Origin of the sequence: Exiguobacterium sp. s160 (assembly GCF_018617575.1) — a bacterium.
Taxonomy (GTDB): Bacteria; Bacillota; Bacilli; order Exiguobacteriales; family Exiguobacteriaceae; genus Exiguobacterium; species Exiguobacterium aestuarii_A.
On the sequence record NZ_JACSKK010000005.1, the window covers coordinates 64,606 to 88,798 of the forward strand.

Sequence of the window (24,193 nt, forward strand, 5' to 3'; positions counted from 1 at the left end):
TGGTTCGAAATCGATTAGACTGAACGTATGAGGGGGAATGAATGTGAGTGCCTATGAACAATTTGGAGGCGAAAGCGGCGTTCAACAACTCGTTGACGCGTTTTATGACCTCGTCTATGCCGACCCGATTCTACTTCCGCTGTTTCCGGAAGACAAAGAGCGGGTGAAGCAACACCAATTCGAATTTTTGACCCAATTGCTCGGTGGTCCGAAGTTGTATTCGGAACGTCGCGGTGGTGGAAATTTAGCTATGATTCATCATGAACATCCGATTTCTGAGACACATGCCGGACATTGGCTCGGATGCATGGAGCAAGCGCTCAAGACAGTCGATGCGCCAGAATCGATCAAACGTCAGCTCTTCCAGCGCCTGATCATGTCCTCTTCGAATGTCGTCCGCGTTTGCTCGCATCATTTTGAGTAGTCACAACTATAAAAAGTGGGTATGATAGGAAAGTAAGTAAAGGAGGTCGTTTCACATGACAGAAGAAGAAAAAAAAGAAGTCGTCTCATCTGAAGAAGAAGAGACAGAAGAAAAAGAAGAAACGGTAGTCCTCGCCGACGCGCTTGATGAAGCTAACGAAGCTGCTGAAGCAGAAGAAGATGAGGACGAAGATGAGGATCAACCGGAAGAGAAGAACATGGATCACATCAAAGGCGTCTTCAACTACGATCATGAAAATGGTCGTGAGTACCGTGTCGTCTTTTACAACGATCGCAAAAACTTAGTGTTCCGTGAACTTGGAAACGGCAAAGTCGAATTTGTCGGACGCTTCACGGACGATGCATACGACGAAGAAAATGAGGCAGAAATGCGTGAACTCGGGCAACGTGAACTCGAGCGCATCCTCGCTGAACGCTTCAAATAAAAAAATCGCCGATTTTTTCGGCGATTTTTTTATTAGTTCTTTTTATTTCGTTTCTTTTTACGGAGTGCATATGCGACACCAGCAATCCCACCGACAACGGCAAGTCCGGCGACAACCGGAACGAGCACACGTTTCGTCGGAATCATCTCTTTCACACGCTCATACGGTGTTGGTGTCGAGAACTCTAACTGTACGGCTGTATCACCGTGTCCATGCGCCCGTGCCTTACGTGACGCATCCGTGACGACGACACGCCCTGTCGTCCAGCGACGGTTCCCATGCTCGTCCACATATGGACGACGTACACGTTTCACGTCGCGTACCATCTTCCCACGTGCGCGGTCCGGTCGAACGACACGCTCACTCGACCAAGAACGGCTCCCCGTCACACTGTATGCGGGTCGTACTTTACGGCGATTAAGCCAAGTATATGAATCGTTCATTTTCAATTCCCTCCCATACTGTTCAAAACCTCTCTTCTAATTATACCCATACAACATCACCCAAAACATGTGACAAATGGTTCAAAAAAAGATGTGACACCATACGGCATCACATCTTCAAGCTGAATCATTCTGTAAACGGTTTGTCCTTGTGACGGCGTTTCGCCAAAATCAGGTAGTATGCCGGAACAAGCACGAGAGTCAACACAGTCGAGAATAGAATACCCGATACGATGCCAATCGCAAGCGGTTTGAAGAGCGGGTCTTCTCCAAGTGCGACCGGTAGGAGGGCAACGACTGCAGTAAGTGCTGTCAAGAGAATCGGACGAATCCGAGCACGTCCAGCTTCGTACACGGCGGTCGTGACCGGTAAGCCTTCACGAATGCGCTGTTCGATAAACTCGAACAGGACGACTGCGTTCCGGACGACGATTCCCGCAAGCGATACCATCCCCATCGATGCCATGAAACTGAACGGCGTCTGTGTCACGAACAACCCGACGACCGCTCCAGCAATCGCGAGATAGATTGTGAACAACACGAGAAGTGGTAATGACAATGAGTTGAACTGGAACGCGATGATCAAGTAAATCAGGAACAAGACGACGACGAACAATGTCGCAAGCTCTAAGAAGAACTCGTTCTGCGTATCACTCGCTCCGGACTGGTCAAACGTGATTCCTTCATCTTCTAATCCAGACTTCGCGTCATCCAACACTTGCTCGACATCTTGCTTGAACGCATCTTCATCCATGCCTTCACTCGCATAAATTTGGAGTGTGACCGAACGTTCCCCGTTCTCGCGAGGAATTTGTTGAATTTGCTCAGTCGTCGTTTCTGTCACGAACGTACTAAGCGGTGCAACCGGTGGACCGGCTTCCGTTTCGACCGGGATTAAAATGTCATCAAGCGCAAGTGCCTCACGGTTCGCTTCCGCATCGATGACAATCTTCACGTCACGCTGTTCCACACCGTCATCGAACGTGCCGATTGGAATCCCGTCTGTGACGAGTCGGATTTGATCACTGATGGCTTTCGCAGTGACACCTGCTTGGGCCATCTCCTCACGATTTAGCTCGTATGTGAGCGTTTGGAACGGCTCTTTGATGTTATCGAGGACGATGGCGCCATCGATTTCTTCCAAGTCAGTCTTCACTTGGTCCCGTGCAGCGACGAGCTGATCAATCGTTTCACTACGCATCGTGAACTCGACAGGAGCCGACGCCGGTGGTCCTTGTTGTTGCGTATCTAAGAAGATTTCTGCATCAGGATATGCTTCACGCAACTCATTCGTGTATTTATCAATCAACTCGATGGCATCGATTGATTCATTATCGACACGGACGACGACTTGCCCTGTGTTCTCACCGGACTGATCGAGTCCACCAGTGAATAGACCAGGAAGTCCACCACCTGCAAAGATCGATGTTTCAACGACACCTTCTTCTTCCTGGAATCTTGCTTCGATTTCTTCAAGACGTGCTTCTGTCTCTTCTAAATCCGTCTGTACTGGTAACGTCACACTTGTCACGACTTCCGGACGGTTCGCCGCCGGGAAGAACTCAAACGGCGTGAGAAGAATCAAGCCATATAACGCTGTCGTAATGACGAAACCGACAATCCCGAACGTCCAAGGACGTTTCGCGACACTCGGTAACAGACGGTCGGCATAGAAGTTACTGAGACGATTGAGCGGTCCGCCGAGCCAACCCGGTTCACGCTTCGATACTTTCACTTCTTTTCGGTTCAAGCGATACTGCGCGATCGGGACGAGCGTCAAACTGATGACCATCGAGGCCAAAACAGAGAGCGCGAGCACCGTCGGCAAGGCACGGATGAAGTTTCCGTTCGCTCCAGATAGCAACGTGAGCGGAAGGAAGGCGAAGACGACGGCGAGTGTCGACGTGACAATCGAGCCCCATACTTCTTTCGTTCCCCGCACTGCTCCGAGCATCGCGGAATCACCACTACGGTACCGTCGTAAAATGTTGTCGTTGACGACGATCGCGTCATCAACCAAAATCCCCAAGGCGATGATTGCTCCAATAATCGAGATTTGGTTCAAGTCGACCCCGGTGAATTGTAACGGGATCAACGCAATCAAGAATGACAATGGAATTGCCAAACTGACGATGATTGACCCAGAGAACGTGAGACCAATCGTTGTCACGGCAATGACGGCGATGATCGCGATAATGAATTCACGCGTCAGCGACGAGAAGATTGCATCGACAGCCTTCGCCTGTTCATAATATGGAACAAGCTCAAAACCGTCCAAATCTCCAAGACCGTCTTCCACTACCTCGTTGACACGGTCTTGCATCGTTGGGATATCCAAACCTGACTCAATCGGTACAGTGATGGAAACGGCTGGTTTTCCGTCTAATGAAACGAGGTCCGTCTCACTTTTCGCCGTCTCTTCAACCGTTCCGACATCTTCTAACAAGACAGGCTCTCCATTGAATGAACCGACAATCACTTGCTCCATATCGTTCACATTCGTCAAGTTGTCGATTGCTAGTTGATAGATGCCTTCATCGGTCGATTGGCGACCGAGTGGTGTCGTTTTATACTCTTCGTTGATTGCTGTCAACACGTCAGGGAAGGCGAGCTGTCGTGCACTGAGTTCTTCGGAGTCGAGTGAGATGACATACTCTTGCTCCGGTAGACCTTTGACGGTGACTCCTGTCACACCATCTGTTCGCAGAAGGTTCGATTCTAATTCTTCGATGTCTGCACGAACATTCTCGAATGATTCACGATCATCCGCTGTCAACAAGTAAGAGGCGACCGGTAATTGACCGAGGGAATCATTGACTGTCGGTGCGAGTGCGTTTTCTGGCAGCTTTGGTGTTGCGTCAGACAAAGCTTGGCGTACATTCGCCTGAAACTCTGCCTGGTCAGTCCCATCTGCATACTCGACCGTAATATTTGAGAACTCTGAAGCCGAAATCGACGTCACGTTCTCCACTCCTTCTAGACTACGTAGTTCTTCTTCTAACACGCCAGTCACACTTCGTTCGACCGTTTCGGCAGTCGCACCAGGATATGGTGTTTGAACGAGTACGATATTGATTCCCGTTTCCGGAATCTCACGTTTAGGGAGCTGGAAAAACGTCAGCACACCTACGATGATTGCAACGAGAAGAAACACGATGACCAGTTTCCCTCGCTCAATCATTTTCTCAAAAAACATAAAAACCCCTCACTTTCGGAAGATGTGCAAATACACATATGATATCTCTTCTTCATCATAGAGGGGTTTCGTATTGAATTCAATCCTTAAGCGTGTTGCAATGTGCTGTCATGGAAACGTTTTTGAAATGCGTATGATAATTCGATTGACCGTTGTTTTTGCCTTGCCACCGTATGGTCGGATACGTGAACCTTGACCGATTCACCTGTCAAAAACTGAATGAGTGTCTGATTTCCGTCTTTTTTGATGGCTGTCACGTGCTGAAAATTGATCCACGCACAGTCTGGGCTCTCCTTTGCAATCGTCGGAAAGAAGACCGCGTCAGCGTGCCAATCCATCACGACAGGTGTCTTCCGGTGTGGACCGAGGACGTGACGCGCGGCTTCGATTCTGCCTTGGATGCTCGATCCATAGTATAAACATGCATGCTCTAACAGATTGATGGGTGATCCTTTCACTCGCGTCACGCCTTCCGGTTGATACACGAGCGTCTCCGCTTCGCCAAACTCGTTAAATACAGGAATTAAAGCTCTCGTTTCATTGGTCAATCTACTCATCTTTTCATCCCCCATAACGTATGTAATGACTTACATGTCATTCATACCAAGATTCAACAAACACCGCAAATCGACTTTTTGACATTTCCCATAAAAAAACCAGCCGTTTCCTGGCTGGTTTTCAAAATCAAGCGTTAGATTTTAAAGCATTGTTCGGTTTGAGTCGTGGAAAATAAAATCTCACCGCAGTTCCGTCTCCTGTATTTCGAAGGGAGACTTCCCCTGTGTGAAGTGTCACAATCCGTTGGACGATAAATAACCCGAGTCCGAACTTTCCTTGTTTCCCACGGGAGAACTGATGGAATAAATCAAGGCTCTCGTCAACGGGTGGCCCATCATTAAAGATGATGATTTCCACGCCAGACTCATCTCGGTTCAAGTCAATTCGGATGCATGTCTCCGCATAACGAAGCGCATTGTCGAGAACGTTCTCGAATGCGACCCGAATCTGTTCCCTGTCCCCGAGCATCTCTCCGCCTTCTCCATTGATTTCCCAATCAAGCTGTCCTCTCAGTTTAAAGCGCGCGACAAGGAGTTCCATCAATTTATCCAGATTGATCGGTTCAAGTTTCATCTCTTGTCCTTTGAAATATTCGAGCTTCGTCACATACAGCAAGTCGACAACTTTCTTTTCAAGTCGAGATGCCTCTTCGTCAATGACTTCAGAAGACCCCTTCAAGTCTCCCGTCGGATAGATCCCGTCCCCGATCGACTGGGCATATCCACGGATGACCATAATTGGCGTTTTCAAATCATGTGAGATGTTTTGGAGTAACGCTTGTTGAGCGAGATCCTGTTCCTTCAATTCTTTGCGCATCGCATCGATTGAATGAGCCAATTGTCCAAGTTCATCTTGTCGATCTAGCGGAAGAGCCGTCTCCCATTGGCGATTCGAAATTTTCTCGACCGCACGTTCCATCTCGACGATCGGTTTCGTCAACTGTCGAGACATGAGCAGTGCCGGGATGAGCGACAAGAGACTGATGACACCAATCAAAATTGAAATGCGCAAATACAACGTCGAGACTAATTCACGACGGTACGCATCCCAAGCGTAGGATGCTTGATAGACGATCGTACCATCGTATTCATTTTGACGAATGATGTAATAGACGTCTTCCCCGTCAATCGTCGTCTGATAGCGCTCGACTTGCCCACTTTGGTTCAACGCCTCCTGATACATTCGATTCGTCAATTCGAGCGGGGCCGATCCGTAGATGATTCGTCCGTTCGGAAGAAAAATCAATTGATTGACCGAACGCGACTCTTGCTGACGCCGGTCATACTCGATCGGATTTTGCGGATAATTCTCCAACTCGTTCGTATTGCCCAAATAATAGTCTACATCTCGTAACGTCTCATATACTTGTTCATCGATGAACTGGGTGATGGAAGAGCGGACCGTGATCAAAATCATGAGCGCGAGGGTCACGATGATGAGAAGGATGAGCACCCAAATCTTCCACATGAGACGCTTCGGTTTGATGGCGTTCATCATGGTCTGACGAGACGGTAGCCGATACCGTAAAGCGTTTCGAGCTCGAGACGGTGCAGTTTCTTACGAACGCGGCGCACCAAATCATCGACGACTCGGTCCGAACCGAAATAATCGTTCCCCCAAACTCCTTCAAGAATCTGTTCACGCGATAAAGCCGAACCCGGATGTTCGAGGAAGAGAAGGAGTAAGTCGAATTCTTTCGAAGTCAAATCAATCTCTTCATCCCCGTGTTTGATGAGTCGTTTGTCCGGATAGATTGTATACTCTCCGTACTCGATATGTTCATTCGACTTCGATCCGTAAACACGATCAATCAGTTTTTTGACGCGAATGACAAGTTCTCTCGGGAGAAATGGCTTCGCAATGTAATCATCCGATCCCATCTCAAGACCAATGATTTTGTCGATGTCCTCGTCTCGGGCTGAAATGAAGATGGTCGGTGTATTGGCATTGACGGCCTTGATTTGTTTCAGCAATTGAAAACCATCCAAGTCCGGCAGCATGATGTCAAGCACCCATAAGTCTGGCTGATCCGGGATCGCTTCTTGCGCGGATGTCCCGTCCGCGAATGAGCGAACGTTGTATCCTTCCTGTTCTAGATACGTGACGAGCATTTTATTCAAATTTGCTTCATCGTCGACTAAGTAGATTGTATACATTCAAGTCACCTCAACACGTTTTTTCTCATCATATCAAACAATTGTCGTGAAATGATGGGAAAGGTTTAGAGTCAAAAAAAAAGAAGGCAACGAAATCGCACCTTCTTCAACGTACTGAATTTGTTCGTAGCTGTTGCGCCAAAAACGCTGTGCCCCCACTAATCAACGCCAACACTCCACTGATCATGATGATTTCCATGATGTCCGCCTCCCGTTGATACCGATTCTCATTATCAACTTAAATATAGCACACATCCTATTTGTTGAATACCACAAAAAAAGTCCCGATTTCACTCGGGACCCTTCTTATGCCTTTACGTCGTATCCTTGCTCTTCGACTGCTTCGACCATCGCCTCGCGTGAGACAGAATCTTCGTGAATCACGTCGACACGATGCTCTTGAAGCGATACGGTTGCTGATTCGACACCGTTCAATTCATTCAATGCTCCCTCAACGGCAGCCTTGCAATGATTGCATGTCATGCCTTCTACTGTCAATGTTGTTTCTTTCATGATGATGATCCTCCTTGTGTTTTTAATCGTAATGCGTTCAAGACGACAGACAACGAACTGAACGCCATCGCCGCACCGGCAATCCATGGGGCAAGTAACCCCGCTGCAGCGACCGGTATGCCAAGACTGTTATAAGCGAGCGCCCAGAACAAGTTTTGACGAATGTTTTTCATCGTCAAACGGCTCATATTCATCGCCCGGCTCACACCTTCAATATCATGCCCTACAATTGTAACATCTGCCGCCTCTAGTGCGACATCTGTACCGCTCCCGAATGCAATCCCGACGTCCGCGACCGCAAGGGCAGGAGCGTCGTTCATACCATCCCCTACCATGGCAACACGGCCTGATTGCTTCAAGCGTTCGATCTGATCTGCCTTTTCGACCGGAAGGACTTCGGCAATGACTTGATGATGCGGAAGGCCAAGTTCGTCGGCAATCGCATAAGCGACTTCTTTTCGGTCACCCGTCAAGACATACACGTCACGTGTTTGGCTAAGTGCCTGCACGACATCGCGGCTTTTCGGTTTCAATTGATCTTGTAGTCCGAACGCCGCGACAATCCCGCTCTCATCTGCGACATAGACCGGGGTCATCGCTCGCATCGACCAATCTGGCAAGTTGTATCCGAGCTCTTCCATCATTCGAACAGACCCGATGATGAGTTCTTTCCCGTCAACGACCGCTTTGACGCCACGACCCGCCAACTCTTCCACTTTCGTCACGACACCATCACCATGTTCTCGACCAATCGCCGCCGCCAAAGGATGCGTCGATTGGCGTTCTGCCATGACAGCACGGCGGAGCGCCGCTTCATCTCCGAATGTTTCTACCACTTCCGGTGTCCCGTTCGTCAATGTTCCTGTTTTGTCAAAAACGACGATGTTTGCTTCATTAAGTGACTCGAGTTGCCCGCCACCTTTGAACAACACACCTTGTTCTGCCGCTCGTCCCGTTCCGACCATGATTGATGTCGGTGTTGCCAATCCGAGGGCACACGGACAGGCGATGACAAGTACTGCGATCGATGCACGAATGGCTGTATCGATATCATTCAAGAGAAACGCCCAGACAGCAAACGTGACGGCACTGATGGCTACGACAATCGGCACGAACACGCCAGAGATACGGTCGGCCTGCCGTTGAATCGGCGCCTTATCTGTTTGTGCCTGCTCGACGACACGTACGATTTGAGCGAGCATTGTCTCTTTCCCGACTCGTTCTGCTCGCATAAGGATTCGGTGGGACTGGTTGATCGTACCGCCGACGACTTCAGCATCGACCGTTTTCTCGGCAGGAATCGATTCACCGGTCAACATCGATTCATCGATGACCGTCTCCCCTTCGATAATTCGTCCGTCTACTGGAATCTTTTCTCCCGGACGAACAACGAGAACATCTCCTGCCTTGACGAGTTCAACGGCGACAGACCGTTCTTCTCCGTCGACAAAAAGGATCGCCTCTTTCGCCTGAAGCGATAAGAGTGATTTCAACGCATCGGTCGTTTTCTCTTTCGCTCGTCCCTCTAACCATTTCCCGAGCAAGACGAGCGTGATGAGGACGGCACTCGTTTCGAAGTAACGATGTGGATTCATCGGGTGCACAATCATTTCAAAAACAGAGTAAAAGTATGCGGCCGACGTTCCCGTTGCGACGAGCACATCCATGTTCGCCGAACCGCTCTTTAAGCTCTTATACGCCCCTTGATAAAACTGTGCGCCAATCCAAAACTGGACGGGCGTTGCAAGGGCGAGTTGCCACCATGGGTTCATCAGCCATGGTGCATGAAATCCGAGTCCTGGTATATGCGTCAACATGACGAGGAGTAAAGGTGCCGACAACAAGGCAGAGATGATGACTTTCCGCTGTAATGGACGTAAGTCATGCGGTGGCGCCATCTCCACTTTCGGTTCAGCTCCGTATCCGATTTTTTCGATTCGGGCGATCAGTTCTTCTTCTGTAATGCCTTCATCGACACGAATGGTTGCCGTCTCGAGCGGCAGGTTAACCGTCGCTTCGACACCGTCCATCTTGTTCAACACTTTTTCAATTCGTGCCGAACAAGCCGCACAGGTCATTCCTTGTATGGATAACTCAACGGTTTTCATGAAATCCCTCCTTATTTTTTGATGCGACTGACAATCGTCATCAATTCATCAATGTAAGGTTCCATGTTTTCCGTCTCACTTGCGTGAACCAAACACTTGCGCATATGACGTTCTAACAGTTGCATCTCGACTTGCTTCAGTGCGGCCTGAATGGCTGACGTCTGTGTCAAAATATCGACACAATAGCGGTCGTTCTCGACCATCTTTTGAATCCCCCGGACTTGTCCCTCGATTCGTTTTAGACGCTTTCCGAGTGCCTCCCGCTCAGCATCATCACGCGGAACGAGTGGTTGTTCATGTAAAAATTCATCCATGTTGATCACCTCACCATTAATATACCCCTACCCCGTAACAGTGTCAAACGAAACGATAAAAAAGGAACGACTCGTAGTCGCCCCTCTCTACTCAACTATTTTGAAACGTTTCGCTCTTTAAAACTGTACGTAAAATCTTACCTGTCGTATTTCGCGGAAGCTCTTCGATGATTTCAATATAAGTCGGTTGCTTATATTTCGCCAACTTTGTTTGTGTGTACGCACGAATATCCTCTTTTGTCACGTCTTCATGTTTCGTGACGACGAACGCCTTCACCGCTTCTCCTTGCTCTGCATCCGGCACACCAATCACCGCTGCTTCCACGATATCAGGATGTTGATATAGAACTTCTTCTACCTCACGAGGGTATACGTTATAACCTCCGACGATGACCATATCCTTTTTCCGGTCGACGATATAGAAATAACCGTCCTCGTCACGTCGAGCCAAATCCCCTGTATAGAGCCAGCCGTCGCGAAGCGTCATCATCGTCTCTTCCGGCAACTTGTAATACCCTTTCATGACGTTCGGTCCACGTACAATCAATTCCCCGACTTCACCGACGCCGACTTCTTCCCCAAGTTCGTCGACGACTTTGTTTTCGACATGAACGATTGAAGGTCCGATGGATCCCGCTTTTCGCTCGCCGTGAAGCGGGTTGAAGCAAGTGACCGGTGACGCCTCAGACAGACCATAGCCTTCGAGAATCTTACATTCGAACATCTGCTCAAACGACTCGAGCAGTTGGACCGGTAAGCTCGCCCCTCCCGAGACGAACACGCGGACATGTTTCAACGCGGACGTATAGGCCGGTACTTTCATCGCCGTCTGCAGCAAGAAGTTGTACATCGTCGGTACTCCCGCAAACAATGTCACACGATGCTTTGGCACCAAGTCGAATACATCTTGCGGTGAGAATTTTGGTAAGATGACAATCGTCGCCCCACGAAGAAGTGGCGCGTTGACGATGACCGTCAAACAGAATACGTGGAACATCGGTAATGCCGCCAACGCCTTGTCTTCCGGTGTGATATCCAAATACTCTCCAATCGAATGAGCATTCGAGAACAGGTTCCGGTGGGTCAATAACGCACCTTTTGGTTTTCCAGTCGTTCCACTCGTATAGAGAATGACGGCAACCTCTTCTTCATCGACTTCAATGAACGTCCCTTCCGCTTGTGCGAACGCTTCCGCGAACGGGATAAACTCAATTTCACCTTCACGCTTCAATGCCGGTACATCCGCATATGGGACAGAGATGACAAGTTTCAACTGAGGCAACTTCGAGAGTGCCGCCTCTGCCTGCGCGACGAGCGGTGACAATCCGACAATCCCTTTGACGTCCCCATCAAGCAGAATGTAGGCCATTTCATCAGGCGTGTATGTAGGGTTGATCGGAATGACGACCCCTCCACGTGACAACACGGCGAAGTACGCGATCAAGAACGCTGGGCTGTTGCCGAGAACAAGGGCGACGTGATCGCCTTGTCCAATCCCTTTTTGTTCAAGCGTCGATGCCATCGCCTTGACTTGCCCATAAAACTGTCCGTAACTCACTGTGTCTTCCCCAAACACATACGCTGCTTTTTGCGGGTGAGCGGCCACCACTTCTTGTAGTGACTTGACTAAGTTTGCCATGGTAATCCCCCTTTAAATGAATGATGATTCACTTTTGAGCCATAAAAAAGAGCACGTTGTCCGCGCTCTTTTCAATTACTTCTATTGTACATGAAATGTTTCAATAAGAAAACGCTTCCAAAAAGTTCGTTTGTAAGTGATATAATCCCGTTCGGCTTTGCACGTGAACGAGCGCTTGGAGTGACTCATCATCCATGAGTAAATCATCAATCAATTTGTGATACGCCTGCTTTTTCGGTTCCGTCGTAGCTGTAATCAATAAGATGGCTTTCGCGTGAATCGTTTCACCGGTGATCGTCTTCATCTCGCATGGATTCAACAGATGAAGGAGTGAGATGCCGTCTCGTTTTGAAATAGAGAGCGGTACGTCGATGACAGCTACCGGCTCGGCCACGTCACTCACTCCGGACGGAATAATCGCTTCTTGATCCAGGATCACTCGTGTAAATGAAGAATCGACAATTTCTTTACGTTCCAACTCTAGCCCTATCGCCATGACAGCCCGTTCAAACGTCGCTTGTTCCGTCACCCACATCCGACTTGGATCCATCCATTCATTGAGCTTTCGATACATCGTTACTCCTCCTATTTTGATCAGCCTCAACGAAAGCGTTTGCATAAATTATGATACGCCTTATTTTTTCTAGGTGCAATCCGTAGCATCATCGTTCACGAAACTGCCAAACATCTATAATCCGGTGCTATACTTTGGAGTGAAGTATTTTAGTCAGATGTATAGATTTTTGTGTTGAGGGGGGAGAACATTGCTCGAAAAACTTATCCATATTTTTGATTTGGACATTCAACATTCCGCTCCTGTTGAAAATTCATTTAGTTCAACTGTTTATCGGTGTGTGCAAGCTAATGGTGAGACTGTCTATATCAAAATCCCATTCTCGAAAGTGAAATTATTTCGTGAACTTGAAGCTTACCGACTTTTAAAAGCTCACATTCCAATTCCGACATTGCTAGACTTTTGGACCGGTGATGAACATTCAAGCGGTGCCCTGCTCTTGAAAGAATCAACCGGTGTACAACTTTCCGTAGATTCATCGGCCACAATCGCTTTTCAGGTGGGAGAAGTGCACGCTAAGATGCATTCTATTCCACCACCAACTAATCAAAAAATCACATATATCGAAAATGTTTTTCAAGAGTGGCCGCAATTTCTAGATCGTCAATTTTATAGTTTTGCGACAGATGCAAAGCCTTTGTTGGAGGAATCATTATATAACAAAGCCATTCATACTTTTGAAAAAATGAAACTGCAGCTCCCGGAACCTGATGGACCTAGTTTTATACATATGGATTTTAGACCAGGTAATATCCTCGTCACATCATCTGAAGTCTCAAGTTTGATTGACTTTGAAACCGTTCGTTTTGGTTCAACAGAAGTCGATTTCACTAAGATTTATCGGGACTATCTGAGTCATGACTTACAGTTATACGAAGCCTATCAAGAAGGTTACACAAGTATTCGACCATTGATCAATCTCGAACGCGTTCTTCCGTTTTATCGATTTACTGATGCTTTTAACAGTATTGGGTGGTGTAACCGTAGAGGACTTGAACAAAATATAGATTTTTATGAGAGAAACCTAGACATCCTTAAAGCAGAAATAAGTTAACCTTTCTTGAATCACATCAAAAAGGTGTTTCGGAAATTCATCCCGAAACACCTTTTTACTTTTAACTAATCAAATCAACCAATTCCTCGAGCTCAACATTTCCGAAATAGTGCTTCAGATCGAGTTGTAACAATTGCTCGCGAATGGCCGCACGTTCGAAACGAGTCCCGACGAGCGCCTGCTCGACATCTTGGATGTCACCGACACCGAAGAAATCACCGTAAATCTTCGCTTCAGTGATCGTTCCTTTGTTGACGTTCAAGCGGACATCGATCGTCCCAATCGGGAAGCGACGTTTCGACTCGACATCAAACTTCGGCGATTTCCCGAAGTTCCAGTCCCAGTTCGCATAACGCTCTTTCGAGATATCGTGGACAATTTCCCAATCCTCGTCACGAAGCACGTAACGCTCCGGCTGCTCTCCATCGTAAATCGAATGGAGCAACGCCTCGACGAAATGTTCCATTTCCATCTCACGCTCTAAAAATTCAGTGATGTTCGCCACACGGCTACGGACCGACTTGATTCCTTTTGAGCGCATTTTCTCTTCCGAGACGTTGAGCGAGTTGACGACTTCTTCAATGTTCGAGTTGAACATGAGCGTCCCGTGACTGAACATGCGTCCGCGCGTCGTGAATTGTGCGTTCCCGCTGATTTTACGTTCACCGACCTGAATATCGTTACGGCCTGTTAGCTCCGCCTCGACACCGAGGTTACGTAACGCATCCACGATTGGTTGCGTAAATTTCTTATAGTTATTGAACGAGTTGCCATCATCTTTTGTGATGAAACTGAAGTTCAAGTTTCCTTCATCGTGATAAACGGCACCGCCACCAGAGAGGCGTCGAACGACATCGATGCCGTTCTCTTCGATGTACTTCAAGTTGACCTCTTCAGACGTGTTTTGGTTTTTCCCGATGATGATGGACGGACCGTTGATATAGAACAAGAAGTAGTCTTCATGGTCTACGTTCAAATGTTTTAAGATATACTCTTCGACCGCCAAGTTAAGCTTCGGGTCGCGGATATCTGGATTAAAAATAAATTTCACAGTCTATTTCCTCCTAGTAGGATGTTCGTTACTCGTATTATACGAGACGAGACGATGACTCGACAAATCTTTTACTTCCACTCACCCGTCATCACTCGCTTCAAGGCATTCGCCACCCCGTACTCGTCGTGACGCTCAGTGACGTGGTCGCTGATGGCGATCAAGTCCTCATGGCTGTTCCCCATCGCAATCCCTTTACCGGCCACTTTGAACATCGGTACGTCATTCAAGTTATCCCCGATGACGACGACTTCCGATAAATCGATGCCATAATGTTCAGCGAGTTTTGTCACACCGTTCCCTTTATCTGCACCGTGTGCCATCACTTCAATGTTGTCATTACCTGAAGATGTGACGTATACGCCTTCGACTTGTGCTTCGATTTCTTTCCAAAGCGCTGTCATTTTCTCGAGATGACTTGAGAACGCGATGAACTTATAGACACGTCCTGCTTCCTCACGAATGAAGCCCTCGATGTCGTCGACAATCTTGACGTCTTCATTGACGTAATAGCGATTCTTGAAGAATTCATACATCTCGAGCGAGCGGTCGTCACCATTCGCTTTCAAGTTTTTCATCGATGCTTCAATCAAGTCACCACGGCTCGCCACGAGTCCAGCTTCCGTGTACATCTCGTAAAAGACGTCCGCATACTTGTGATCTTGATGAAGGACTTCAATGACCTGAAGAGCCTCTTCAATCGTCAAGTCGATCTCATGAAGGACTTCTCCTGATGTGTCGAGCACACGTCCCCCATTCGACGATACGATTGGGCAAGAAAGTCCGACCTCATCCAGGATTTGTTTCGCATTCACATAGTTGCGCCCCGTCGCAATTGCGAATCGAATGCCTGCTGCCTCTGCTTCACGAATGATTTCTGCCGTCTCGTTCGCAATCTTGGTGTGGTTGTGCAAAATCGTACCGTCCATGTCTGATACAAAAAGTTTATACGTTACCATCTTCCATCACTCCTTTTTCTCTTTCGCTTCTAACTATAACAAAAAGAGAGGGATTCGGAACAATCCGAACCCTCCCTTCATCAAATCTCAATTTTTTTCACGCAATGCTTTCACTTGTTCCCGCACACTCTTCACACAGTCCGGCATCCCGATTCCGTCATAGGCGATTCCAGCCAGAATGACTCCAGGATATACCCGGCTCATCTCGGCACGAAGCGCTTTGACGCGGTCCGCATGAAAGACGGCATACGGTGGCAGTCCGTCACGAAGTCTACTGACGACTGTCTGAATCGGATCACGGTGAATTTGCATGAGACCTCGAAGATCATGTAACGCTGTCTCGATGATTTCTTCATCGGACGCTTCCACGATGTCATCTGCCCCCGGACGACCTAAAAAGACACGGAGGACGTGATACCCTTTCGGCACGGCATGTGGCCACTTTTGGTCGATGAACGTACAAGCCGTAATCGTCACATCTGCTTCCTGACTCGTCACAAATCCCGTCCCGACGAATGGGAGCTCGATATCTTCTTCTTTAAAGACAAGCGAGCAAGTCGCCGTCGCATGTGGTTTCATATCCGCCAAAAAGTCACTATCGACTTTCGGGAGGAACTGACGAATGAGGCGTGGTGGGACCGTCAATACGAGATGATCCGTGTCGATATCTCCACGATTCGTAAATAACCGATACCCGTCCTCGCGCTCGGACACTTGTTCGACGGCACAGTTCAATACAATCTCCGTCCGTTCCAATCGTTCGGCCAGACGATCCGTGAGCGATTTGAGTCCTCGTTTTAATGAGGCAAACTGCCCTACTTTTTTCGCCCCGACCTCAGCGACCCGTTGTTCGGGACGTAGATGACGCATCCCTTCATACAAGTTCCCGTATTTCTTTTCTCCCTCGATGAACTGTGGGAATGTCGACATCGCACTCATTTGATCGATGTCCCCGGCGTAGATACCAGAGAGCAACGGTTCGATCAAGCGGTCGACGATTGGGTCCCCGACACGTTCACGAAGGTAAAGACCAAGCGAGACGTCCGAATCTGGTGCTTCTACATCAGGTGGTGTCAGTAACATTTTTTTCAAGTCTTCGTGTTCTTCTTCCGAGAGCAACGTCGTCTCACGAAACGCGTTGACGTCGAGCGGGATTCCCATCACTGTCTGCTTTGGAATTGGATGGAGTCCGTCACGATGGAGAACATAAGCCTGTCCGACGCCGTTTCGAACGAGTTCGTCACCCAAACCGACGTCTTCAATCAATTCTGTCATGGCTGTCTTTCGAAAAACGTACGAATCTGGTCCGCGTTCAACCGCAAACTCGCCCGTCTCATACGTGTCAATCTTTCCACCGAGACGGTCTGTCGCCTCGAGCAATGTGATTGATACGTCTTCCGGCAAATAACGCTCCGCATAAAAAGCGGCGGTGAGACCTGTGATCCCACCACCGACAATCGTAAAATTACGCATGATGCACGATCACGCTTTCCATTCGATCCGCGATGGCTTCGATGAAGCTTCGCTCTGCATTTGGCATAGCTGGACGTGCGTAGTGGACACCGAGGCGGTCACAGACGACTTTACATTCGACATCGTTGTCGAATAATACTTCGAGATGGTCTGCGACAAAGCCGACCGGCGTGTAAACGAACGCTTCGTAGCCATGTTTTTCATAAAGTTCAGCCGTCAAATCTTGCACGTCCGGTCCAATCCATGGATCCGGTGTGTTTCCTTCTGACTGCCAACCAACTTCAACGTTTGGTACACCTGTCGCCTGAGCAATCTTATCTGCCGTCTCTTTCAATTGATCTGGATACGGGTCGCCCCCAGCCAAGATCTTTTCAGGAAGACTATGTGCTGATACGATGAGACATGCTTTTTCAGCCGGTACAGGCAAGTTCGCGAACGTCTCTTTGATCGCCTCTGCCCACCAGTTAATAAATTTCGGCTCATCATACCATGAGTCGACTGAACGGATGTCGATGCCATACTTCGCTGCTTCTTCATGAGCACGACCGTTATATGACTTGACGCTATATGACGAGTAATGAGGTGCCAAGACGACCGATACCGCTTCTTTAATGCCGTCGTTCGCCATTTGCGCGACCGCATCTTCTACGAACGGTTCGATATGCTTCAATCCGATATACAGTTTGAACTCGATTTCACCTACATGGCGCTCATTCAAGATATCACGAAGCGTCTCCGCTTGATCGATCGTGATTTTTGCGAGTGGAGATACGCCGCCAATCGCTTCATAGCGTTCCGTTAAATCTTGGAGCGCTTCCGGCGATGGTTTACGTCCGTACCGAATGTGCGTGTAGTAGCGTTCGATATCTTCCGGCTTGTACGGTGTCCCGTACGCCATGACAAGTAGTCCGACTGTTTTCATGATTCATTGCCTCCCATTTTTTCGCGTGAGTAATCGTGAATGAATGCCGTCAATTTGACGAGTACGGCTGGATCGACTTCTGGGAACACCCCATGTCCCAAGTTGAAGACGTATCCTGGCTGCTTCATTCCTTCATCTAAAATTTCTTTTACCTTCTCTTCGATGACCGGCCACGGTGCCAGTAAGAACGACGGGTCCAAGTTTCCTTGGACAGCCTTTGTGATCCCGCGGTCGCGCGCTTCTTGTACGGATAGACGCCAATCGAGTCCGACCACATCAAGTGGAAGGTCGTGCCATTCTTCGATTTGATGACTCGCTCCGACTCCATGCATGATGAGCGGGATGTCAAGAGAACGTAATTCTTTGAAAATACGTTCCGTCGTCGGCTTGATGTAACGCGCGTAGTCTTTACGGCTGAGCGTCCCGACCCACGAATCAAACAATTGGAACGCCTGAATGCCAGCATCCGCTTGCGCCTTCGCATACGTGATAACCATATCACCGAGTTTTTCCATCAATGCATTCCAGACATCCGGTTCTGCATACATGAGCGCTTTCGTGCGATGGTAGTTCCGTGATGGACCACCTTCGATCATGTAGCTCGCCAATGTGAACGGCGCCCCTGAAAAGCCGATGAGCGGTACTTCTAATCGTTCCCGAAGTAAACGGATTGTGTCGAAGACGTATGAGATATCATCTGGGTTTAACGGCTTTAAGCGTTCCACATCTTCCATCGTTCGATATGGGTTGTCGATGACCGGTCCGATTCCGCTCTTAATCTCGACATCCACTCCCATCGATGGAAGTGGCGTCATGATGTCTTTATATAGAATGGCCGCGTCGACTCCGAGTTGTTTCACCGGAAGTTCCGTGACATATGCACAAAGTTCAGGATCATGCGTGATCTCGAATAGTGACCTCGTCTTTTTAATCTCTCGATATTCCGGTTGATAGCGTCCGGCTTGGCGCATATACCATACAGGTACATAGTCCGTCGCCTCTCCTTTAAACGCTTTTAAAATAGTATCGTTCATACGTCGCGTCATTCCCCTCTAAATTTCTCCTACACTCTTTATTCTCGTGTTTGTGAACTCAAAAACATTATACAGAAATTAATTAGAATTATGCTAATGTGAAGCATTTTCATTGTGTTTTCTTTGTGTCATTTTTTTGTCGGAAATGTTCGGAAAGCCGAATTCAACTGACCGCGAATCAAATCATCACGCTGCTTCGCCGATAATCGACGCTCGCGCTCTTTAATATCTTGAATTCGCCACCCATCCTCTAGTTTGGTCGCCACTTCGACCAAACGCTCCACGTCATGGAAAGAATATTTACGTGAACCGCCTTTCGTACGTTCAGGAAAGACGAGACCTTTTTCTTCATAATAACGGACCTGACGCTCAGAAAGTCCCGTCAACTCAGTCACGACGCCCATCCCGATTACTTTCTTCGATTTATAGTCCATTCACCCTCGCCCTCCTTAATAAAAAAACTATGTCAGATAATCTGACAAAATGCAATCCAACATCAAATTTTCGTTTTACACTGAAGTCAACTTTTGGAAAGCACCTAAGAAAAAGGAGGGCATGAACATGGAAGACATTCTCTATTATATGGACACGCTGTATGTACTCATCGCTGCATTGCTCGTATTGACGATGCAATTAGGTTTCGGATTACTCGAGACAGGGACGCTTCGGGCGAAGAACGCCGGTCACGTCGCGGTCAAACAAATTATCAGCCTCTCTGTGGCGGCACTCGCTTTTTGGGCGGTCGGATTCGGCCTCTCATTCGGTGACGGAACGACTTGGTTTGGAACAGAAGGATTCTTCTTAAGCGGATCGTTCACAAGCCTCGATTGGGCGAACGTATCAATCGACATCAAATTCTTATTCCAGTTATCATTCGTTGCGGTATCCCTCGCCATCGCTTGGGGTGGATTTGCGGAACGGGCTAAGCTTTCTGCCTACGTTCTCTTCGGTATCTTCTTCGTTGCCATCCTCTACCCAATCGTTGCACGCTCAGTATGGGCTGGCGGAATGCTTGGATCGATGGGGATGCAAGACTTCGCAGGTTCGGCGGTCGTTCACCTTCAAGGTGGGATGGCAGCTCTCATGGCGACCATCATCCTGAAACCACGTCGCAAGACGGAATCACTCGCTGGTCACAACCACGTCTTGACGGTCGTTGGCGGTCTCGTACTCTGGCTTTGCTGGTTCGGATTCAATGCTGGTTCGACGATGTCGGTCGCTGACGGATTCTTCGGTTACGTGGCGTTGACAACAATGCTCGCAACAGCAGCTGGTGCGCTCGGTGCCCTTGCCATCGTCATGCTCCACCGTAAAACGGCGGACATTCCAACGATCGTCAACGGTGTTCTCGGAGCACTCGTTGCCATCACAGCAGCTTGTGCGTTTGTGGAACCTTGGGCAGCCGTCGTCATCGGTGCACTCGCATCAATCGCAACATACGGAACAAGCATCTTGATGGCGAAATATGTAGATGACCCACTCTGTGCCTTCTCCGTACACGGGGTGGCTGGGATCATCGGAACACTCGCACTCGGCTTCTTCGCTTCTCCTCGACTCGTCGAGATTACAGGAATCGGTTCTGCAGGACTCTTCTACGGCGGCGGTTTGACACAGCTCGGCGTTCAGACACTCGGTGTATTGATCGCCATGGTCATCGCCGGTGGCGGAAGCTATGCTTTCTTGAAACTCCTTGACGTCACAATCGGACTTCGTGTCACGGAAGAACAAGAAGATGTCGGTCTCGATATCGCAGAGCATGGTGTATCAGCATATGGTGAAGTCGAAGAAACAACAGAGAAACCAGGACGCCTTCCGAAGATTCTCGGTTCAAGCGTATCGGTCATGTCTCCTAAGAAATAACATCAATCACGCGAGAAGGACATCCAGAATCGGATGTCCTTCTTTTCATGTCAACCGTCTTAAATAGTAACGAATGACCACGATGGATAAAACCAGCCCGACTGCCGCGTCCCATGTCGCACCAAATCCAACCGAGGCGAGTACGAGCACGATGGATTGCACGATGAGTAACCGCATCGCCCACCACGAATAGCCTTCGATCCGCTCTTGACGAGTGATTGGTAGCCAGGACACAATGGAAATCGCCTCTAACCGTTTAAACAATGGAACGAGCTGTAACGCTGTCAACCCTACGAATAGTGGTGTGACGAATCCTACATACCAACCGCCTGACATCCACATGACGATGAGCGCCACCGCCGTCAATCGAAGGATCAGGTCGAGGGAGTCGTTCGAACGAATAATCCGAAGACCGTACACGTAACGGGACGCATCGACGCGTTGGAGCACTCGTTTTTCGAGCAGCTTTGTCAGAAGTCGTCGTTCCCGCACTTCTTCTTTCAAGGTCGGCAAGTCGACGAACCAGCTGATGACTCGTTCAAACTGAGCCCGACTCTTCTCCTCAAGCGCCAACCAGTGTAAGAGTGGGATTCGTTCGTTTCGTTTTACATGTAAGAAAATGAACGGCATGAACGCGGGCACCCACGCCCACTCTGTCCAATCCATTAGAAGACATGCGCCGCTCACGAGCGCGAACGGGACGATGAGCCATTCGCGTACCCCTTCCACTTTTGCCAATCGACCCGCAGCCGACAGTAACGTCATCGTGACAACGAACGATAATACCTCAATTCCCGTATAGCTCTCCGTCCGCACGAGAAGCGGCAATAAAATGAGTAAGAGAAGGAGTGCACGGATTGTCGCGAATCCGATATTGAACAAGCGCACACCAATCATATAGGAGCGAATCGTCCCTAATTCAGGGAGGAGGAACACTTGATCCGCCTCTTGGATAAACGTTCTCGGTCGATGGCCGAGCGGGATGAGAATGAGAACCGTTGCGGCAATCCACACCCCCGGGAACGTCCCATCAATACGTTCTAAAAAGTTGTTATAGACGAATGCCCCGTAAATCAAAGTGAAGTAGAGCGTGAACAAGAGTCCGCCGTTTGCGACGTAGCGACTATATTTGACGACTTCTTCCATCCAGTTGCCGAGTCTTGAAGTAAATCGATTCATGACGACCGTTCCTCCGACGCAATCGCCTCTACATAAATGTCATCGAGTGTCGCATCAGGTGACAATTGATACTTGTCTCGCAACTGTGCGGCCGTTCCGTTCGCAATGACGACACCTTGATGAAGGAAGACGAAACGGTCGCAATGCCGCTCCGCAGTCTCAAGAATATGGGTCGACATCAAAATCGCACAGTCTTGTTTGTACTCATCAAAGAGTTGCAGCAACTGACGAATCGCTAATGGATCGAGACCAACGAACGGCTCATCGACGATGAGGAGCGGTGTCTTCGTCACGAGCGCACATAAGATCATCGCCTTTTGACGCATCCCTTTCGAGAAGACGGACGGGAACCATGTGAGCTGTTTTTCCATTCGCATTTCTTTCGCTAAGCGATTTGTCCGTTCGGTCAATTCTTCAGGACTTACGTCATATGCTTTCCCCATCAACTCAATGTGTTCTTGTAAGGTTAACGTCTCGTATAAAATCGGTGTCTCCGGTATGTAACTTACTTTCTTACGATACCTTTTCTCTGAAGACTCTAATGTTTCTCCATCAATTTCGATTTTTCCGGACAGTGGTGACAACAGACCCAAAATGTGTTTGATCGTCGTCGATTTACCAGCTCCATTTAGCCCTATTAACCCAACGAGTTCTCCTTTGTTCACTTCAAACGAAACGTCATGCAAAACTTGTTTACCGATATATCCGCCGTTCAATCGATCGACGTGCAGCATGAAAACCACACCTTTCATTTTCAACTTTTTTTCGTGGTATATGTTTTAAATGTTGTCACATGGGAATAATCTGAACTGTAAGGCATTTTAAAATAAAACATCAGTACTCCCATTGTTCCACAAAATCGTTGAAAAGAACAATGGGCAAACAGAGGAAGGAGAAATGAATTATGGGGTTTATTCTTTATTTGATTATCGGAGGTATCATCGGTTGGTTAGCAGGATTAATTTTAGGTAAGGACGTACCAGGTGGAATCATCGGTAACATCATCGCAGGGATCATCGGTGCTTGGTTGGGTGGACTCATCTTCGGTGATTTCGGACCAATCGTAGCGGATATCGCGATTATCCCAGCTCTTATCGGTGCGATTGTTCTTATCTTGATCGTGTCGTTCGTCATGAAATCAATGCGTAAGAAATAATTATTTATGTACAGGAGGGGCTTCCGTAATGGAATGTCCCTCTTTTTTTCATTGAATCAATAAATACATCGCGTCATTTTTTTCAATAAACTGCTTCTCCGTCTCAAGACCAAAGAACGTGAAGAACGATTCGAAGAAGGATTGACCGTAATCCCACTCTGTGCCGAGTTTGTGTTCCGTCTTTTCTTTCGGTTCGCCGAGTAATGCAATCAAGTCGTCTGGTCGTTTATCAAGATCAACCATAACCGATTGCACGTCCCCCTCTTCAAACACGATGGTCAAACGTTCATAATCCCATTTCCCATCACGTTTCCCATCTGGCTCTCCTAACGTTTCTTGAACCTTTCCTTCCGATTGCCCGATTAATGAATCAATCGTTTCTAACGGATGACCGGTTTGCGCCTCAACCTCAATCTCAATGAGCTCTGCTCGCTTCAAATCGAATTGCCCCGCAATCGCTTCGCTCGATTCCGGCATGAGTGCATAATCAATCGATTCGGACGTGATCAATTGAATCGTCTCTGTTTCGGACACCGTCTCACCATTCGCCACGGCGACCGCCTTCACATCATAACTTCCTGGCATCTTCTCGAACGTGAATCGTCCGTTCGCTTCATCAATCCGACCGACGCGCTGCCCATCGACCCAAATATTCGTCAACGGTACGTCTGAAGTGACATCGATTCGTTGTGGCAATAACTCAATCCGATAATCTGAAAAGCCAAAGCGCCCTTCACCTGTATCAATCAATCGAAACAGCCCTTCCGCTTCCATGCCTTTCGTCCGATTCGCACGATCTTGTGCGACTTCGGCGATGGCATCGCCACGAATGGATTTTTCATCGTTCAGCCAGCCCATAAACCGCAGCGCTTCGGCACGCGTTAACGTTTCGCCTTGATATTCTACCTTTTCCTCAAAGAAAGCACGGTCTTCCTCTAATAAGGCCTCTTTAAATGCGACGTGAATCTTATCTTGCTCCGCCGCCGGTTTGTATCCATATATATAGAAGACAATGGCTCCGACTAAAATGGTGAAAATAGATAATAGAAGAATCATTTTGGAATGACGTTCTTTCTTTCGACTTCTTGTATACGACATCTTTTCGCCTCCTTTCTTCAGTGCTTACTTCAAGTAT

The 24,193-nt window shown here is 48.3% G+C and carries 24 protein-coding genes; 5 read left to right on the top strand and 19 right to left on the bottom strand.

Annotated elements, in window-relative coordinates:
• The first annotated feature begins 37 nt into the window (after positions 1–37).
• Together KNO86_RS10965 and KNO86_RS10970 are read left to right on the top strand one after the other, a co-directional pair.
• Positions 38–424, top strand: coding sequence for a truncated hemoglobin (locus KNO86_RS10965; protein ID WP_251125659.1), 387 nt, complete (start codon positions 38–40; stop codon positions 422–424).
• 55 nt (positions 425–479) lie between these two features.
• Positions 480–869: a hypothetical protein gene (locus tag KNO86_RS10970; protein ID WP_214696164.1), complete on the top strand. Its 390-nt coding sequence runs from the start codon at positions 480–482 to the stop codon at positions 867–869.
• Positions 870–901: 32 nt separating this feature from the next.
• Here the strand turns inward: KNO86_RS10970 and KNO86_RS10975 are convergent, their stop codons facing one another.
• From KNO86_RS10975 to KNO86_RS11020, 10 genes are all read right to left on the bottom strand, one after another.
• Positions 902–1,312, bottom strand: coding sequence for a hypothetical protein (locus KNO86_RS10975; RefSeq protein WP_214696166.1), 411 nt, complete (start codon positions 1,310–1,312; stop codon positions 902–904).
• A gap of 127 nt (positions 1,313–1,439) precedes the next feature.
• Positions 1,440–4,508, bottom strand: a complete 3,069-nt coding sequence (locus tag KNO86_RS10980) for an efflux RND transporter permease subunit (RefSeq protein WP_214696173.1) — start codon at positions 4,506–4,508, stop codon at positions 1,440–1,442.
• Between the two features lie 86 nt (positions 4,509–4,594).
• Positions 4,595–5,065: a competence protein ComK gene (locus tag KNO86_RS10985; RefSeq protein ID WP_214696175.1), complete on the bottom strand. Its 471-nt coding sequence runs from the start codon at positions 5,063–5,065 to the stop codon at positions 4,595–4,597.
• A 127-nt stretch (positions 5,066–5,192) separates the two neighbouring features.
• A complete protein-coding gene (locus tag KNO86_RS10990) occupies positions 5,193–6,560 on the bottom strand; it encodes a sensor histidine kinase (protein WP_251126991.1) in 1,368 nt (455 codons plus the stop codon).
• Positions 6,560–7,222, bottom strand: a complete 663-nt coding sequence (locus KNO86_RS10995; protein WP_015880954.1) for a response regulator transcription factor — start codon at positions 7,220–7,222, stop codon at positions 6,560–6,562. Before KNO86_RS10995 ends, KNO86_RS10990 begins: the two co-directional genes overlap by 1 nt.
• A 306-nt stretch (positions 7,223–7,528) precedes the next feature.
• Positions 7,529–7,735, bottom strand: a complete 207-nt coding sequence (copZ, locus tag KNO86_RS11000; protein ID WP_074032640.1) for a copper chaperone CopZ — start codon at positions 7,733–7,735, stop codon at positions 7,529–7,531.
• A complete protein-coding gene (locus tag KNO86_RS11005; RefSeq protein WP_214696179.1) occupies positions 7,732–9,843 on the bottom strand; it encodes a heavy metal translocating P-type ATPase in 2,112 nt (703 codons plus the stop codon). The genes copZ and KNO86_RS11005 overlap by 4 nt, the downstream gene beginning before the upstream one ends.
• An 11-nt stretch (positions 9,844–9,854) precedes the next feature.
• Complete coding sequence (locus tag KNO86_RS11010; protein WP_214696181.1) at positions 9,855–10,157, bottom strand: metal-sensitive transcriptional regulator; 303 nt, start codon at positions 10,155–10,157, stop codon at positions 9,855–9,857.
• Positions 10,158–10,248: 91 nt separating this feature from the next.
• Positions 10,249–11,796, bottom strand: a complete 1,548-nt coding sequence (locus KNO86_RS11015) for a long-chain-fatty-acid--CoA ligase (protein WP_214696182.1) — start codon at positions 11,794–11,796, stop codon at positions 10,249–10,251.
• A gap of 100 nt (positions 11,797–11,896) precedes the next feature.
• Positions 11,897–12,370 carry a PTS sugar transporter subunit IIA gene (locus tag KNO86_RS11020; protein WP_214696184.1) on the bottom strand — a complete coding sequence of 158 codons (474 nt, stop codon included), beginning with the start codon at positions 12,368–12,370 and terminating at the stop codon, positions 11,897–11,899.
• Between the two features lie 190 nt (positions 12,371–12,560).
• Between KNO86_RS11020 and KNO86_RS11025 the strand changes: the two genes are divergently transcribed.
• The gene (locus KNO86_RS11025) at positions 12,561–13,424 is read left to right on the top strand and encodes an aminoglycoside phosphotransferase family protein (protein ID WP_214696186.1); all 864 of its coding nucleotides are present in this window, start codon (positions 12,561–12,563) and stop codon (positions 13,422–13,424) included.
• A 61-nt stretch (positions 13,425–13,485) separates the two neighbouring features.
• Here KNO86_RS11025 and lplA read toward each other — a convergent pair whose 3' ends face one another.
• The 6 genes from lplA to KNO86_RS11055 all read right to left on the bottom strand — a co-directional run bounded on the left by lplA (position 13,486) and on the right by KNO86_RS11055 (position 19,297).
• Positions 13,486–14,475 carry a lipoate--protein ligase gene (gene lplA, locus KNO86_RS11030; protein WP_214696188.1) on the bottom strand — a complete coding sequence of 330 codons (990 nt, stop codon included), beginning with the start codon at positions 14,473–14,475 and terminating at the stop codon, positions 13,486–13,488.
• A gap of 71 nt (positions 14,476–14,546) precedes the next feature.
• Positions 14,547–15,434 carry a Cof-type HAD-IIB family hydrolase gene (locus KNO86_RS11035; RefSeq protein ID WP_214696189.1) on the bottom strand — a complete coding sequence of 296 codons (888 nt, stop codon included), beginning with the start codon at positions 15,432–15,434 and terminating at the stop codon, positions 14,547–14,549.
• An 87-nt stretch (positions 15,435–15,521) separates the two neighbouring features.
• Positions 15,522–16,907, bottom strand: a complete 1,386-nt coding sequence (gene hemG / locus KNO86_RS11040; RefSeq protein WP_214696191.1) for a protoporphyrinogen oxidase — start codon at positions 16,905–16,907, stop codon at positions 15,522–15,524.
• A complete protein-coding gene (hemH, locus tag KNO86_RS11045) occupies positions 16,900–17,829 on the bottom strand; it encodes a ferrochelatase (RefSeq protein ID WP_214696193.1) in 930 nt (309 codons plus the stop codon). Before hemH ends, hemG begins: the two co-directional genes overlap by 8 nt.
• Positions 17,826–18,875, bottom strand: coding sequence for a uroporphyrinogen decarboxylase (gene hemE, locus KNO86_RS11050; protein ID WP_074032631.1), 1,050 nt, complete (start codon positions 18,873–18,875; stop codon positions 17,826–17,828). The genes hemH and hemE overlap by 4 nt, the downstream gene beginning before the upstream one ends.
• Positions 18,876–18,991: 116 nt before the next feature.
• Complete coding sequence (locus KNO86_RS11055; protein WP_074032630.1) at positions 18,992–19,297, bottom strand: MerR family transcriptional regulator; 306 nt, start codon at positions 19,295–19,297, stop codon at positions 18,992–18,994.
• A 121-nt stretch (positions 19,298–19,418) separates the two neighbouring features.
• Between KNO86_RS11055 and KNO86_RS11060 the strand changes: the two genes are divergently transcribed.
• Positions 19,419–20,723: an ammonium transporter gene (locus KNO86_RS11060; protein ID WP_224860203.1), complete on the top strand. Its 1,305-nt coding sequence runs from the start codon at positions 19,419–19,421 to the stop codon at positions 20,721–20,723.
• Positions 20,724–20,768: 45 nt separating this feature from the next.
• Here the strand turns inward: KNO86_RS11060 and KNO86_RS11065 are convergent, their stop codons facing one another.
• Together KNO86_RS11065 and KNO86_RS11070 are read right to left on the bottom strand one after the other, a co-directional pair.
• Entirely contained in the window at positions 20,769–21,902 is a 1,134-nt protein-coding gene (locus tag KNO86_RS11065; RefSeq protein ID WP_214696196.1) for an ABC transporter permease, read from the bottom strand.
• Positions 21,899–22,636 carry an ABC transporter ATP-binding protein gene (locus tag KNO86_RS11070; RefSeq protein WP_251126992.1) on the bottom strand — a complete coding sequence of 246 codons (738 nt, stop codon included), beginning with the start codon at positions 22,634–22,636 and terminating at the stop codon, positions 21,899–21,901. The genes KNO86_RS11065 and KNO86_RS11070 overlap by 4 nt, the downstream gene beginning before the upstream one ends.
• Before the next feature lie 170 nt (positions 22,637–22,806).
• On the opposite strand from KNO86_RS11070, the gene KNO86_RS11075 reads away from it, so the two are divergent.
• Positions 22,807–23,058 carry a GlsB/YeaQ/YmgE family stress response membrane protein gene (locus KNO86_RS11075; RefSeq protein ID WP_214696198.1) on the top strand — a complete coding sequence of 84 codons (252 nt, stop codon included), beginning with the start codon at positions 22,807–22,809 and terminating at the stop codon, positions 23,056–23,058.
• Between the two features lie 48 nt (positions 23,059–23,106).
• Here KNO86_RS11075 and KNO86_RS11080 read toward each other — a convergent pair whose 3' ends face one another.
• Complete coding sequence (locus tag KNO86_RS11080; protein ID WP_214696199.1) at positions 23,107–24,156, bottom strand: hypothetical protein; 1,050 nt, start codon at positions 24,154–24,156, stop codon at positions 23,107–23,109.
• Positions 24,157–24,193 lie beyond the last annotated feature (37 nt).